This window comes from Streptomyces sp. NPDC015125, from assembly GCF_043080045.1.
Taxonomy (GTDB): Bacteria; Actinomycetota; Actinomycetes; order Streptomycetales; family Streptomycetaceae; genus Streptomyces.
The window spans coordinates 807598-821662 of record NZ_JBIBVF010000002.1 but is presented as its reverse complement, the minus strand read 5'-3'; the positions used below and the strand labels follow the sequence as shown (position 1 = coordinate 821662).

Below are 14065 nucleotides of genomic sequence, written 5' to 3'. Positions count from 1 at the left end.
GACGTCGAGCAGTGTGTTCCGAATGCGCAGGGGGAGTCGGCGTGGACGGTGTCCGCCCCTGGACCGTCGAACCGCACCGGACGGCAAGTCACCCCTCAGCCGTGTGAACAACGCGCCAGGTCGATACACCTGGATCCTGGCGGCGGGGAGGGAATTCGAGCCACCCTTCGCGAGCCCGGACCCTCCTGCCCGCCCTGCAGCATGGCGTTCTCGGCCAATGTGGCCTCAAGTGACCAACGAGGCAGATGAGTTGTGTGTATGTTCAATGGGAGTGTGATCGACGTAGGCAAGCGGGAAGAGGCTGCATGGCAACGGCACCGTCGGCACGCTGGCACAGGCTGGCCGTGCTCGCGGCCCTGATGCTGGCCGCGTTCACTTTCAACACCACGGAGAACCTGCCGATCGGGCTGCTCAAGCTCATCTCGGCCGACGTGCAGGTGTCACTCTCGGCGGTGGGCTATCTGGTCACCGCCTACGGGCTGACCGTCGCCCTGGTCTCCCTGCCTCTCGCGCACACCACCCGGTCCATGCCGCGCCGCCAAGTGCTCACCGTGCTGCTGGCCGCGCTCGTCCTGTCCAGCCTGATCTCGGCGCTGGGCGCCGGCTACTGGCTGCTGATGGCCGCCCGGCTGGTTACCGCGCTCGCCCAGGCGCTGTTCTGGGCGGTGATGGGGCCGGTGGCGGTCGGCCTGTTCGCACCGGCTGTCCGGGGGCGGGTGATCGGGGTGCTGTCGGTGGCCGGTTCGCTGGCCCTGGTGCTGGGTGTCCCGCTCGGTACGTGGCTGGGCCAGCAGAGCGCGTGGCAGGTCCCGCTCGTCGTGCTGGCCGGGCTGGGGCTGGTCTCCCTCGTCACGATCGCTGTTCTGCTCCCGACGTCCCGTCCGGAGGAGGGGCACGCGGCCTACGGTTCGGCACCCGACAAGCGGCGGTTCACGATCGTGCTGGCGACCACCGCCCTGTCCGTCACGGGCGCGTTCGCGGGCTATACGTACCTCGTGAAGTTCCTGGGTGACGTGAGCGGTTTCTCCGACACCTCCGTCAGCGCTCTGCTGATGGTCTCCGGCATCGCGGGCGTGGTCGGTGTGACGATCACGGGGCCGCTCCTGGACCGCTACCCGCGCGGCACGCTGGCCGTTCCGGTGGCCACCCAGGCGGCCGGCATGCTGGGCCTGTACGCGTTCGGTACCGACCGGGCCGGAGCCGTCGCGTTCCTGGTGCTGCTGGGCGGCTCGCTCGGCCCGGTGTTCATGGCCACGCAGAACCAGATGCTGCGCTTCGCTCCCGGCCGTACCGAAATCGCCCTGGCGGCCAACTCCGGTGCCTTCAACGCCGGGGTCGCGGGCGGGGCGCTGCTCGGCGGCCTCATCCTGCCCGCCTGGGACGTGCGGGCCACGTTCCTGGTGGGCGGGCTGCTGACCGTCGCCGCGTTCGCGGCACTGCTCACCGAGCGGATGCTGCCGCCCGTGGAGCAGGGCCGTCCGGCCGAATCCCGCCGGACGGCGGACAGCAGCCCCGCCGAGCACCGCTGATACCGACGGGCGACGCCCCCCGGCGGGCGACGCCCCCGACAGGCGACGCCCCGTCGGGCCCTCTCACCAGGCGTAGGCCTCCGGTGCGGGCCCGCCGGGCCCGGGGAAGAGCGCATCGAGCTCCTTGAGCTGGCTCCTGTCCAGGGAGATCTTCAGCGCTGCGAGACCCTGGTCGAGCTGCTCGGCCACGCGTGGACCCAGGATCGGCGCGGTGACACCCGGCTGGTGCAACAGCCAGGCCAGCGCCACTTGGGCGGGCGGCAGACCGAGGTCGGCGCACCACTTCTCGTACGCCGCGATCCGATCGTGGTGCCGCTTCAGCTGCTTGCCCGATTTGGGCTCCGCCGCGCGGCCGTCGGCAGTGCCGCGGCGCACCGCTCCGCCCAGCAGGCCGCCGTGCAGCGGGCTGTAGGGGAGCAGGCCGATGCCGTAGTCGCGGCAGGCGGGAAGCACTTCCAGCTCGACGGTGCGTTCCAGGAGGTTGTAGACGGACTGCTCGCTGACCGGGCCGGGTGTGTTGCGCTGCCGGGCGTGCTCCTGTGCCCTGGCCAGGTGCCATCCGGCGAAGTTGGAGGTGCCGACGTAGGTGACCTTTCCCTGGGCGACCAGCAGGTCCAGTGCCTGCCAGGTCTCCTCCCACGGTGTGGTCCGGTCGATGTGGTGCACCTGCAGCAGGTCGATATGGTCGGTCCGGAGCCGGCGCAGCGAGTCCTCGCACGCCTTCCTGATGTGGAAGGCGGACAGCCGGCCGGAGTTGGGCTTGAGGCCCATCATTCCGTAGACCTTGGTGGCCAGAACGATCTGGTCGCGACGTGCGGGATCCTCGGTGAGCCAGTTGCCGATGATCTGCTCCGTGATCCCCTCGCCCATCTGCGCGCCGTAGATGTCGGCGGTGTCGAAGAGGTTCACGCCCTTGTCCAGGGCCAAGTTCATGATGGCGTGCGCCTCGGGCTCCGGTGTGTGGGGGCCGAAGTTCATGGTGCCCAGACCGAGGCGTCCGACGACGAGCCCCGAGCGTCCCAAATTGGCGTACTTCATGATGCGGGTGCCTCCACCTCGTGACGGGAGCCCGGGGACCGGGCGGATTGGATGGATCGGATGGATCGGGTGGACCGGGTGGATCGGGTGGATCGGAGAGAGTTCAGCCGGTGTTCCAGATCTGCGACCAAGGGGCCTGGCGACCGTTGGACGAAGTAGTGGTCGCCCGGCATCGGTACGACTGCTGCCCGTCCTGTGGTGTGTTGCTTCCAGGCGAGTGCGGGCACGTCGTCCTGGTCCCCGTAATAGGAGACGATGTCGCAGGACAGGGGTGCGGTGGGCGGCAGATGGCCGTCGTACGGCTCCAAGTCGGCCCGCAGGACCGGGGTGGTGAGCTCGATGATCTCCGCCAACAGCGCCGGGTCGGCCGGGTCCAGGGACGTACTGAACGCCCGGGTGGTGCGCTCCGGTTCGGCGGGGTCGAGCCGACCGTGGTCCACGGGTGTGCTCGGGTGCGGAGGGGAGCAGCCCGCCACGCACAGCAGGTCGGGCTCGACCAGGGCGGCGACGTCCAGGGCGAGCAGAGAACCCAGACCGTGGCCGAGGTAGACCAGGGGGCGGCCGGTACCGCCCAGGCGGGACCGCACGGCGGCGGCCACCTCCTGCGCGGCCGATGCCGCATCGGTGTGCGGGGGCTCCACGAAGCGCGGTCCACGCCCGGGAAGGCACACGGCGGAAAGCCGCCAAGCCGCCGGTAGTCGCCGTGCCCACGGCAGAAAGACCGACAGTCCGCCACCACCGAACGGCATGACCACGATGTCCGCTGCCACGTCCGCCGGGTCGGTCAGCGTCGTCAGGACCGGGAACGAGGCGTGCTGGGTCATTGCCGCTCCCCGTACGGCAGACCGTCACTGTGGAGGGACACGGGACGGATGTCGGTCCAGGTGCGCTCCACGTGTTCCAGGGTGGCCACGCGGCTGTCGGGGCCAAACACGGCGGGCCGGCCCGCCGGCACCTCGGCGGACGCAGGCCACCGCGAGTGCCGGCCCTCATGGTTGGCCAGGGGAAGGAACGATCCCGTCGGGTCCTCGAAAGGGTTCGGCACGGTTCTGCCTCCTTGTCTCCCGGAGTCGGGAATGGCGCGTCTGGGCGTCTGTTGTCTCTGTGGCGTCTGTGCGTCTATGCCTCTGCGTGCAGACGCGCGGCGAGGCCGGCCACGGTGGGCGCTTCGAAGAGGGCCCGGACGCGGATGCTCGCATCGAGGTCGGCCCGTATGCGAGCGACCAGTTTGGTGGCGAGCAGGGAGTGCCCACCGAGATCGAAGAAGCTGTCGTCGATGCTGACCCGGGGCACCCCGAGAACCTGCTCGAACAGGTCGCACAGTGCCTTCTCGTCCGGCGTGCGCGGGGTCCGCCCCGCCCCGTGTCCCGCGGTGTCCGGTGCGGGCAGGGCGCGGCGGTCGAGTTTGCCGTTCGCGTTCAGGGGCAGCTGGTCGAGCTCGACGAAGGCGGCGGGGAGCATGTACGCGGGCAGGGTCCGTTCCAGGTGCGTACGCAGTTCCTCCTGCTGGGGCCCCGACCGGAGAGCCACCGCGTCCCGCGTGCCGCGGCTGGGCACGTAGTACGCGACCAGCTTCTTGTCGCCCGGCCGGTCCTCCCGTACGGTCACGGCCGCTTGGCCGACGCCGGGGTGGCCGGTCAGGGCCGCCGCCACTTCCTCCGGTTCGATTCGGAATCCACGGATCTTGACCTGGTCGTCCGTCCGCCCGATGAACTCCAGGCAGCCGTCCCGGTGGCGACGGACCAGATCGCCGGTGCGGTACATCCGCTCTCCCGGGCCGCCGAAGGGATCGGCGACGAAGCGCTCCGCGGTCAGCGCGGGGCGGCCGAGGTATCCGTGTGCAAGTCCGGCGCCCGCGATGTACAGGTCACCTGCCACACCGGGCGGAACGGGCTGGAGGTGCCGATTCAGCACATGGACGCGTGTGTTGTCGAGGGGGCGGCCGATCGGCGGAGTGCGGTGGCCGCAGTCCTCACCCAGCCAGGCCGTGGCGTAGACGGTCGTTTCCGTCGGCCCGTAGATGTTGGCGATTCGGGCGCCGGGGACGGCGGTCCGCAGTTCCGCGACGACATGGGCGGGCAGTGCTTCGCCCGCCAATACCACGGTCTCCGCCTTGAGGTCCACGTCGTGGTGACCGACGAGGTTGGCCACGGCCGACGGCACACCGCTGATCAGACTGCCCGTCCAACGTCCTGCCGGGCGCTCCGCCACCGCCAGCACATCGCGGACGATCTCGATGCTGCCGCCGCACAGCAGGGGGCACAGGATCTCGAAGACGGAGACGTCGAAGGTCAGTGAGGTGGCGGCCAGGACATGGGAGAGCCCCTGTCGCCCGAAGGTGCCGCGGGCCCAGAGCGCGAGGTTCACTGCAGCGGAGTGCGGGACCGCCACGCCCTTGGGGCGGCCGCTCGTCCCGGATGTGTAGATCACGTACGCGGTGTTGCCGGGGAGCGGTGCCTGCGGCCGGCCGTGGTCGGCGACGCGTGCGTCGGCGAGGTCGTCATCCGCCAGGCCGTCATCCGCCAGGCCGTCGACGCGGAGAACGGGAAGGCCGTCGGGAGAGCCGCCGGGAAGCAGTGCGGTGGTCTCGTCGGTGGCGACCGCGCAGACGGGGGCCGCGTCGTCCAGGACCAGGGCGATGCGCCCTGCGGGGTGGCGCGGGTCCAGGGGAAGGTAGGCGGCGCCGGTCTTCAGTACGGCCAGTACGGCCACCACCATGTCCGCCGACCGGGGCAGGGCCAGGGCCACGAGCCGCTCGGGTCCCGCTCCGGCGGCGGTCAGACGCCTGGCGAGCCGGTCTGCACGGGCGTCGAGCCGGGCGTAGGTGAGACGGTCGCCGTCGCAGATCACGGCCGTCGCGTCCGGGGTGCGGACGACCTGGTCCTGGAAGAGGGCGGGCAGGGTGGTGGCGGGCCGGGGGCGGTCGGTGCGCGTGCGTTCCGCCAGCAGCTGGTGGTGCTCCTCGGGGGTCAGGACGTCCAGGGCCTCGACGGGCGTGTCCGGGGCGGCCACCGCCCTGGTGAGCAGGAGGGTCAGCCGGGCGACCAGGCCGAGGACGGTGTCCCGGTCGAACAGGTCGGTGCTGTACTCGAGGAATCCGGTCAGCCCGTCCGGTTCGCCGTCCGCCGTCTGCTGCTCGGTGAGGTTGAGCAGCAGGTCGAAGCGGGCCGCCCCGGGGTGCAGGAGCTCGCTGTCGATCTTCAGCCCGGGGGTGGCCCAGCTGGGTTCGGGGGCGTTCTGCAGGGCCAGGGACACCTGGAAGAGCGGATGGCGGCCGATGGCGCGGGCCGGGTTGAGGTCCTCGACGAGGTACTCGAAGGGCACGTCCTGGTGTGCGTACGCGCCCAACGCGGTGTCGCGTGTGCGGTGGAGCAGTTCCCGGAAGCTCGGGGAGCCGGAGGTGTCCGCCCGCAGGACGAGGGTGTTGACGAAGAATCCGACGGACCGGTCCAGGGCCTGGTCGGTACGTCCGGCGACGGGTGAGCCGATGGGTATGTCGTGTCCCGCACCCAGCCGGGTCAACAGGGCGGCCAGGGCGGCCTGCAGCGCCATGAAGAGGCTGCTGCCGCTGTGGTGGGCCTGGTCGGCCAGGGCGCGGTGCAGTTCCGCGTCCCAGGCGACCGGCACCGTCGCGCCCCGGTACGTGGGGTCCGCGGGGCGCGGGCGGTCCGAGGGGAGGTCCAGTTCCGCGGGCAGACCGCTGAGTTCTTGCCGCCAGTAGGCGAGTTGGCGGGCCAGCCGGCCGGCCGGGTCGCCGGGGTCGCCGAGCAGGTCGCGCTGCCACAGCGTGTAGTCGGCGTACTGCACGGGCGGCCCGGGCCGTTCGCCGGCATGGGCGTCGGCGGCATGGGCGTCGGCGGGTGTTCCGGCCGGGACGGGGGGCGTGGCAGCGGCCTCGGGCACGGCCCCGGAGCGAACCTCGTAGGCCGCCATCAGGTCCTCGGCCAACGGGGCGAAGGACCAGCCGTCGCAGGCGATGTGATGGATCAGGAGCAGCAGTACGTGCCGGCCCGTGCCGAGGGAGAAGAGGTGGGCGCGCAGCGGAATGTCACCGGCAAGGTCGAAGGGCTGGTCGATCGCCTCGTCGAGGGCGCAGGTCAGCGCGTCGTCGGTGATGCGCCGTACGGGCATGGCCGCGGGGGCGTCCGCCGGGTCGAGGATCCGCTGGCAGGGCTCGCCGTCCTGGTCGGGGAAGACCGTGCGCAGGACTTCGTGGCGGGCGATGAGGTCCTGGAGGGCTGCGCGGAGCGCGCCGGTGTCCAGTTCGCCGGTCAGCCGGAGCAGCCAGGGCACGTGGTACGCCCGGCTCGGTCCTTCCAGGTGGTGCAGGAACCACAGGCGGCGCTGGGCGAAGGACAGCGGCAGTGTGCCGGGGCGGTCGGCCCGCCGCAGCGCGGGGCGGGTGTCGGTGTCGAACTCGCGGTCCTGGATCCGGTCGGCCAGCTGGGCGACGGTGGGGCTGTCGAAGAGTGCGCGGATGGGGAGTTCGGTACCCCGCGCGGCACGTACCCGTGCCACGAGGCGGGTGGCCGGCAGGGAGTGACCGCCGAGGGCGAAGAAGTCGTCGTCGATGCCGATGTCCGCGACGCCGAGGATCTCGCCGAACAGCTCGCACAGCTCGCGTTCGAGGTCCGTGCGCGCGGGGCGGCCGGAGCCGGTATCGACGGCCGGGGCGGGCAGCGCCGCCCGGTCGAGCTTGCCGTTGACCGTCAGGGGCAGCCGCTCCAGGAACACGATCGCCGTCGGCACCATGTAGTCGGGCAGCTGTTCGCGCAGGTACGCGCGCAGTGCGGCGGTCAGTCGCGTGCCGTGGCGCGCCGCTGCCGGACTGGTGGCGTACGCGGCCGGTGCGGCCAGGTCGTCGGCGGGCTCGTACGCCTGCAGGGTGGTGTCGGCGCGGGAGAAGAGGACGTCGACAGCGGCCACGTCCGTCGGCGACGGTGCGACCGCCACCTGGTAGCCGAGTTCCGCACCGAGTGCGTACAGCTCGTCGGGCTCGACCCCGTGCGGTGCGGCCGACAGGAGGTTCCGTGCCTCGGCCGGGGTCGCTCCCTCGTCGAGGGCCCGGGCGGCCGCGGCCTCCTGGGTCGTTCGCCGGTTGGGGATCGCGGACATCCGCAGGTGCGCGGGACGGTGCTCGCGCAGGTACTTCGTGAGGGCGGCCGGGGTGTCCTCGATGTCGGGCCGACGCAGCCGGACGGTCGCGTCGTCCTGGCCGGCTGCGGGCGGTGTCGTCGTCTTGTGCAGCACGGCGTCGTAGCGGTAGCGGGTCATCTCGTTGTGGTGGCGGCCGCGGCGCACCTGAATGTCGACCGCGGCGACCGACGGCTGCCGACGGGCGAAGGCGTGGAAGTAGTCGGGCGCCAGGAGCAGTTCCTCCTCCAGCGTCAGGGCGCGTTCCACGGCCCGGCGCAGCCTGGCCGTGTCGTCGTCCGCAGCGGCACGGTGCATCTGCACGGCGGTGGTGAAGCAGCGCAGGGAGCGCGCGTCGCGGACGTCGCCGACGAAGAGGGCCCCGCCGGGTGCGAGCAGCGCGAGGGCCTGCGTCAGTACGTCGTGGAGATAGCCGGGGTTCGGGAAGTACTGCAGGACGGAGTTGAGGACGACGACGTCGAAGTGACCGGCGGGCAGCTCGCCGACGGTGTCGGCCGCCCGGCAGCTCAGCCGGATCCTCGGGGCCAGGGCGGGCCGCGCCGCCACTTCGCGGCGCAGCAGGTCCACGGCTTGCCGGGAGACGTCCGTGCCCCAGTACTCCTGGCAGCCGGGAGCCAGCTGCGACAGCAGCAGGCCGGTGCCGACGCCGATCTCCAGAACGCGGTCGGGGTGCAGGGCGCGAATGCGGCGGACGGTTTCCTCGCGCCATTCCCGCAGGTGGGGTGCGGGCAGGGATGCACCGTCGAGGTAGCTGTCGTGCCAGCCGGAGAAGTCCTCGCCGAAGGCGGGGGTAGGGGCGGAGCGCGTGCGCGCGTACTGGGAGTCGAACACCTTCGCCCAGTCGCCGACCTGCTCGGCGGCCGTGTCATCGGGTGCCTCGCCGGTCCGGGGGGCGGTGACGGCGTAGGCGGTCAGGCGGGGGTCGCCGGGGCGGTCCTCGCGGACGACGACGGCTGCCTGGCTCACGGCGGGGTGGGTGGTGAGGACCGACTCGATCTCGCCCGGCTCGATGCGGAAGCCGCGGATCTTGACCTGCCGGTCCGCGCGGCCGAGGAACTCCAGTGTGCCTTGGGCGTTCCGGCGCGCCACGTCCCCGCTGCGGTACATGCGGCTGCCCGGCGGCCCGAAGGGGTCGGCGACGAAGCGTCCCGCGGTGAGGGCGGGCCGGTTCAGGTAGCAGCGTGCGACGCCGGGCCCGGCGACGTACAGCTCGCCGGGGACTCCGGCCGGCACGGGGCGCAGGGCCTCGTCGAGGACGTAGGTGGACAGGTCGGTGAGTGGGGTGCCGATCCTGCTGGCGGGCCGGCCGAGGGTGTCGTCCCGGGTGAGCGCCGTGTAGGTGACGTGGACGGTGGTCTCGGTGATGCCGTACATGTTGACCAGGACCGGTGCATCGTCGGCGTGGCGCTCGTACCAGGCGGCCAGCTTCCCGAAGTCGAGTGGCTCGCCGCCGAACACGACGGCGCGCAGGGCGAGCCGGTCTCCTTGTGCGGGCCGGTCCCGGTCGGCCTGGATCAGGGGATAGAAGGCCGACGGGGTCTGGCTGAGGACCGTGACGCGTTCTTCGGCGAGCAGGGTGAGGAAGCGGTCGGGTGTGCGGCTGATGTCGTAGGGGACGACGACCAGTCTTCCGCCGTGCAGGAGGGCACCCCACATCTCCCAGACCGACACGTCGAAGGCGTAGGAGTGGAAGAGGCTCCACACGTCCTGTTCGGTGAAGTGGAAGTGGGACGCGCTGTGGGTGAAGAGGCGGACCACGTTCCGATGGCTGACCACGACCCCCTTGGGCCGGCCGGTGGATCCCGAGGTGTAGATGACGTACGCGGCCGTGTCCGGGCCCACGGGGGCGGTGCGGTCCGCGTCGGTGGGGGCGGTCGCGTCCTGTTCCGCCAGCTCCGCGGCGGTCTGCGGGGCGGAGAGCACCAGTCGTGGCGTCGCGGCGTGCAGGTCAAGGGGGTCGAGGCTGAGCAGGAGCAGCGGGCGGGCGTCCTGCACGATGCTCTCCAGCCGTTCCTCGGGGTGGTGCAGGTCCAGCGGGAGGTAGGCGGCGCCGGACTTGAGGACCGCGAGAACGGCCACGACGAGGTCGATCGAGCGCGGCAGGGCGAGGGCGATGAGCTGTTCGGGTCCCGCCCCGCGCTGGATCAGGACGCGTGCCAGCCGGTTGGCGCGTGCGTCGAGTGCGGCGTAGTCGAGGCTGTCGCCACCGTAGTTGACGGCCGTGCGGCGGGGATGGCGCAGCGCCTGAGCCTCGAAGAGGTCTGTCAGGGCCGTACCGTCGGCCGCGTGCCGGTGGCACGCCGGTACGCTTTTTGACCCGGTGATTGCCATGGCTCAGCTCCTCACTCGTTCGTCCGGCGGATCCCGCGGCCGGTCCGTTCCAGGTCTCTGTTCCAGGTAGGCGGCCGGTCTGTTCCAGGTTGCGGCGGGCGGGGTGTCCAGGTCCGTCGTGTCGTCAGCCAGCGACGTCGGCGGCCCCGTTTCGCGGTGCGGCCGCCGGGTGCGGAGCGGGGCGGCTGCCGGGCGCCAGGACGCGCAGCAGGTTGTCGCACAGGATGAGTCGTCGGTCGGTGCGGGAGACCCCGGAGAAGACGGTCGGCCCGTGCAGGATTTCGTCGGTCAGGCGTTTCAGCCCGCCGCCCATGCGGCCCAGCGGCCAGTCCGTCCCAAAGATGATCTTGTGGTTGATACCCGCCCGGAAGAGCTGGTTGAGATGCTCCGGCCAGTCCCGAAGGGTCGGGGTGCTGGCGAACCCGCCGATGTCCAGGTACACGTTGGGCCGGTATGCCGCGAGGTAGCCACCGGTGTCCACGTGGGTCAGCCCTGCGTGCCCCAGGACGAAGTCGACCTGCGGGAAGTCGCGGGCCGCCCGGTCGATCCTGATCGGGTCCGCGGGCTCGTAGTCCAGGCTCGCGGCCGTGGGTCCGGTGTGTACGAACACGGGCAGCGACAGGGCCGCGCAGATCTCGTAGTACGGGTAGAGATCCGGGTCGGAAGGCGAATAGCCGCAGGGCGGATACAGCTTCACCCCGTCCAGGGCGTACTCGTCCACCATCTGCCCGAAGGCTCGCACCCCTTCGGGGCCGCGCCGCGGATCGACCCCGATGTAGACCCAGAAGCGATCCGGGTGGCGCTGCCGGATCTCGTGGTGGAGCCGGGCCGCCTCGGAGGGCGGCACGCTTCCGGGCATGCGCAGGCTGAAGTCCGGTACCAGCAGCACCGCCCGTGCGATCCCGGCGGCGTCCATCTCGGCGACCAGCCCGTCGGCCAGGTGGTCCTGGTGCTGGTCGGCGTAGCCGCGGGCGATGCGGGCGACCGACGGGGACGCGCCCCTCGCGGAGAGCTTGCTGTGGACGTTGCCCGCGACGTCCTCGACGAACGCCGGGGGGATGAAGCGCGTGGAGGCCACATGGCAGTGGCCGTCGTAGATGGTGGTCATCCGATGCAGTGCTGGACGATGCCCCGGACGGTGACGCCGTCACTGTGGTCGAAGGTGGCGAAGTCGAAGGTGGTGTCGATCTGTTCCTCCAGGTGAGCGATCAGGCCGACGACCGCCATGGAGTCGAGCAGACCGGTGTGGCTGAGGTTGGTGTCCGCGTCGACGACGGTCTGCGTCTCCCCGGCGTTCCAGTCCTCCACCCATGCGATCAGGGACTTTTCCAGTTCCGCGCTGTCCTGCTTCATATCAGGCCACTCCTGTGCGTCGTTTCGGCATCGTGTGGTGGTGTGCGGTGCGGCTCCCCGGGAGCGGTTCCCGTGGACTTCCTGCGGCCGATCAGGCGCAGGCTGTTGCCGCTCATCAGCAGTCGCCGGTCGGGCTCCCGCAGACCGGCGACGGCGGGGGAACCCTGGGCGAAGGCACCGACCAGGCCGCTGAGCGACTCCGACAGCCGGTAGGAGGGCCAGCAGGTACCGAAGAGGATCTTGTGGCTGATCCCCGTGCGGAGGAGCCGGTTCAGGTGCGCCTGCCAGCCGTCCGCGGCCAGGACCGAGTGGAACTGGCTGATGTCCAGGTGCACGTTGGGCCGGTGGGCGCACAGATAGGTCGCCTCGTCGACGTGGGTGACCCCGCCGTGCCCCAGGATGAAGTCGACCTGGGGGAAGTCGCGGGCCGCGCGGTCCAGCAGGAGCGGACTGCCGTAGGAGAAGTCCAAGGGCCCCCAGCCGGGACCCGTGTGGGTGAGGACGGGCAGTCCGTAGTGCGCGCACCTCTCGAAGTACGGGTCCAACCGCGCGTCGCTGGGCGAGTAGCCGCACAGCGGATACAGCTTCAGCCCGGCGAAGCCGTACTCCGTCACGCACTGTTCGAAGAGGTCGATGCCGTCCTGGCCGGCTCTCGGGTCGACGCCCCAGAAGACGTGGAAGCGGCCCGGGTGGCGACGGGCGACCCGGTCGTGCCAGGCCGCGAGTTCGGGACGGGACAGGCGGCACCGCGCCACCTGGGAGAAGTCGGGGACGACCAGGAACGCCTGGTCGACACCCGCCTCGTCCATCTCGGCGACCAGCTTGTCGGCCTCGTCGTCCTGGTGGAGGGCGAGTACGTGCTCCAGGGTGCGCGAGGGTCGCACCCGGTGGCCGTAGGAGGCCAGCCGGTGATGGGCGTTGGCTGCCTGGTACTCCAAGAAGGCGCGCGGGATGGCCAGTTCGCTGCCGAGCTGTACCTGCGCGTCGACGACGAGCGGCCGGTCGGAACTCCCGGCCCCCGTACCGTTGCCGGCAGTTCTTCCGGCCGTTATAGGGCCGGCCGACTCGCTCACCGGGCCCCCTCGTCCACTGCGGGGTCCGCTGCCGGCGCGGCGGAGAGCATGGCGGTGAAGTGCTCCGCCGCACGGGCCCTGCTCAGCTTGAGATTGCCGGTCAGGAAGGCGGGGTCGGAGCGCAGCGGCCGCTCGGAGAAGACCACCGACATCACGCGCTGGTGGGCCGGGAGCGACCCGTTGACCTCCTCGACGCGCTTGCGGAGCTGCGTGCGCAGGGCGGCGTCCCTGGAGTCGGTCGGGGTGATGATCGCGCCGAGCCTGGCCGATTGCGCAGTCGGCACCACGATGATCTCGCTGAGGCCCTCGACGGCGACGAACGCACTCTCGATCTCGGCGGGGTGCACCTTGCGCCCGCTGCCGAGCACGATGACGTCCTTCTTGCGGCCGATCAGGGTGAGGTACCCGTCCTCGTCCAGCCGCCCGTAATCACCGGTCAGGATGGAGCCGTCGGGACGGAAGCAGTCTTCGGGCGTCGAGCCGTCGTCGGTCTCGAAGTAGCCCCGGCTCAGCGGCGCCGGGCGGTTGATGACCACCTCCCCGTCGTCCAGGAAGGTCACCGCGTCCGGGTCGATCAGCTTGCCGACGGAGCCGAGGCGGTAGGCGTCCTGGGTGTTCCAGGCGACCATGCCGGTCTCTGTCAGCCCGTAGGCCTCAAGGAGTCGGACATCCTGTTCCCAGTACCCTTCGAGGGTTTCACGCCGGATCGGCGCCATCCCCGTGATCAGGAAGCGTATGCGCCCACCGAGGAAGTCGCCCAGGGTGATGTCCGCGCCGCTTGAGGCACAGAGCTGCAGCGCGGTGTCGTAGAAGACGGGTGGGCCTATCAGGAAGGTCGGCTGTTCCTTGCGCAGGGCCTGGAAAACGCGCTGGTAGGGGGCGAGCACCAGATCCGCCCCGAGCCACAGGCAGCAGTAGACGGACAGCCGCTGCTGGTAGTTGGAGAGCGGCAGGAAGATCAGGTGCCGGTCGGCGGCGGTCAGACGGAAGCTGTCGATGAAGCGGTTGATGACATAGTCGGTGCCGCTTCCGCTGATCTGAAGCCCCTTGAGCCGGCCCGATGTGCCCGAGGAGTAGACCAGGCTGTGCACGTCCTCGCGGTCGTACACCTCGGCACTCGGCGGCACCACGTTCTCCCCGGGGACGCCGTCGGGCCGGATCACGGTGGGTGCCGTGAGCGGTACGGAGTCGTCCGCGATCAGCAGTGCCAGGTCGTGCCGGGCGACGAACTCCGCGGGGTCGGCCACCTCCATGGAGTCCGGGAACGCCTTGAGCAGGGCGCCGGTGGCCAGTGCCGCGAGGTCCCAGGCCAGCCAGTCGAGGCTGTTGCCCGCCTTGATCCCGATGAGGTGCCCCCGCCGCACGCCCGCGGCGGTCAACTGCCCGGCGCGGTCGGAGGCCAGGGCGTGCAGATCGCTGTGCGTCATCTCCCGGCGACTGCCCGAGACGTCGATCTCCACCACGCGGGCGTCCGTGTGGCCGCCGTACCGGTTCGTGAGGTCGTGCAGGGTCATGCTCACTTCGGGTTCGCCTTTCGTTACCGCTGTTGCCGCTGTTGCCGCTGTTGCCGTCTCGTCGTTCGGGGCG

General features: G+C 71.1%; 9 protein-coding genes. 1 reads left to right on the top strand and 8 read right to left on the bottom strand.

The window, feature by feature from the left end; genetic code table 11:
• Positions 1-305: 305 nt before the first annotated feature.
• Complete coding sequence (locus tag ACF088_RS09125; protein ID WP_392374748.1) at positions 306-1529, top strand: MFS transporter; 1224 nt, start codon at positions 306-308, stop codon at positions 1527-1529.
• Between the two features lie 63 nt (positions 1530-1592).
• On the opposite strand, the gene ACF088_RS09120 is transcribed toward ACF088_RS09125, so the two are convergent.
• The 8 genes from ACF088_RS09120 to ACF088_RS09085 form a co-directional block, all read right to left on the bottom strand.
• Positions 1593-2567 carry an aldo/keto reductase gene (locus ACF088_RS09120; protein ID WP_392374747.1) on the bottom strand — a complete coding sequence of 325 codons (975 nt, stop codon included), beginning with the start codon at positions 2565-2567 and terminating at the stop codon, positions 1593-1595.
• Positions 2564-3391: a thioesterase II family protein gene (locus ACF088_RS09115; RefSeq protein ID WP_392374746.1), complete on the bottom strand. Its 828-nt coding sequence runs from the start codon at positions 3389-3391 to the stop codon at positions 2564-2566. Before ACF088_RS09115 ends, ACF088_RS09120 begins: the two co-directional genes overlap by 4 nt.
• Positions 3388-3612 (bottom strand): MbtH family protein, encoded by a 225-nt coding sequence (locus tag ACF088_RS09110; protein ID WP_392374745.1) that lies wholly within the window; start codon positions 3610-3612, stop codon positions 3388-3390. The genes ACF088_RS09115 and ACF088_RS09110 overlap by 4 nt, the downstream gene beginning before the upstream one ends.
• A 74-nt stretch (positions 3613-3686) precedes the next feature.
• Positions 3687-10052 (bottom strand): amino acid adenylation domain-containing protein, encoded by a 6366-nt coding sequence (locus tag ACF088_RS09105; RefSeq protein WP_392374744.1) that lies wholly within the window; start codon positions 10050-10052, stop codon positions 3687-3689.
• 124 nt (positions 10053-10176) lie between these two features.
• Entirely contained in the window at positions 10177-11160 is a 984-nt protein-coding gene (locus tag ACF088_RS09100) for an amidohydrolase family protein (RefSeq protein WP_392374743.1), read from the bottom strand.
• Complete coding sequence (locus tag ACF088_RS09095; RefSeq protein WP_392374742.1) at positions 11157-11405, bottom strand: phosphopantetheine-binding protein; 249 nt, start codon at positions 11403-11405, stop codon at positions 11157-11159. Before ACF088_RS09095 ends, ACF088_RS09100 begins: the two co-directional genes overlap by 4 nt.
• Entirely contained in the window at positions 11402-12478 is a 1077-nt protein-coding gene (locus ACF088_RS09090; RefSeq protein WP_392374741.1) for an amidohydrolase family protein, read from the bottom strand. The genes ACF088_RS09095 and ACF088_RS09090 overlap by 4 nt, the downstream gene beginning before the upstream one ends.
• Positions 12475-13992: an AMP-binding protein gene (locus ACF088_RS09085; RefSeq protein ID WP_392375006.1), complete on the bottom strand. Its 1518-nt coding sequence runs from the start codon at positions 13990-13992 to the stop codon at positions 12475-12477. Before ACF088_RS09085 ends, ACF088_RS09090 begins: the two co-directional genes overlap by 4 nt.
• Between the last annotated feature and the right edge of the window lie 73 nt (positions 13993-14065).

Excerpts from the sequence above, each read along its gene's own strand:
- ACF088_RS09085 (WP_392375006.1), bottom strand. The coding sequence starts at position 13,992 with ATGACCCTGCACGACCTCACGAACCGGTACGGCGGCCACACGGACGCC.
- ACF088_RS09115 (WP_392374746.1), bottom strand. The coding sequence starts at position 3,391 with ATGACCCAGCACGCCTCGTTCCCGGTCCTGACGACGCTGACCGACCCG.
- ACF088_RS09095 (WP_392374742.1), bottom strand. The coding sequence starts at position 11,405 with ATGAAGCAGGACAGCGCGGAACTGGAAAAGTCCCTGATCGCATGGGTG.
- ACF088_RS09105 (WP_392374744.1), bottom strand. The coding sequence starts at position 10,052 with ATGGCAATCACCGGGTCAAAAAGCGTACCGGCGTGCCACCGGCACGCG.
- ACF088_RS09100 (WP_392374743.1), bottom strand. The coding sequence starts at position 11,160 with ATGACCACCATCTACGACGGCCACTGCCATGTGGCCTCCACGCGCTTC.
- ACF088_RS09125 (WP_392374748.1), top strand. The coding sequence starts at position 306 with ATGGCAACGGCACCGTCGGCACGCTGGCACAGGCTGGCCGTGCTCGCG.
- ACF088_RS09120 (WP_392374747.1), bottom strand. The coding sequence starts at position 2,567 with ATGAAGTACGCCAATTTGGGACGCTCGGGGCTCGTCGTCGGACGCCTC.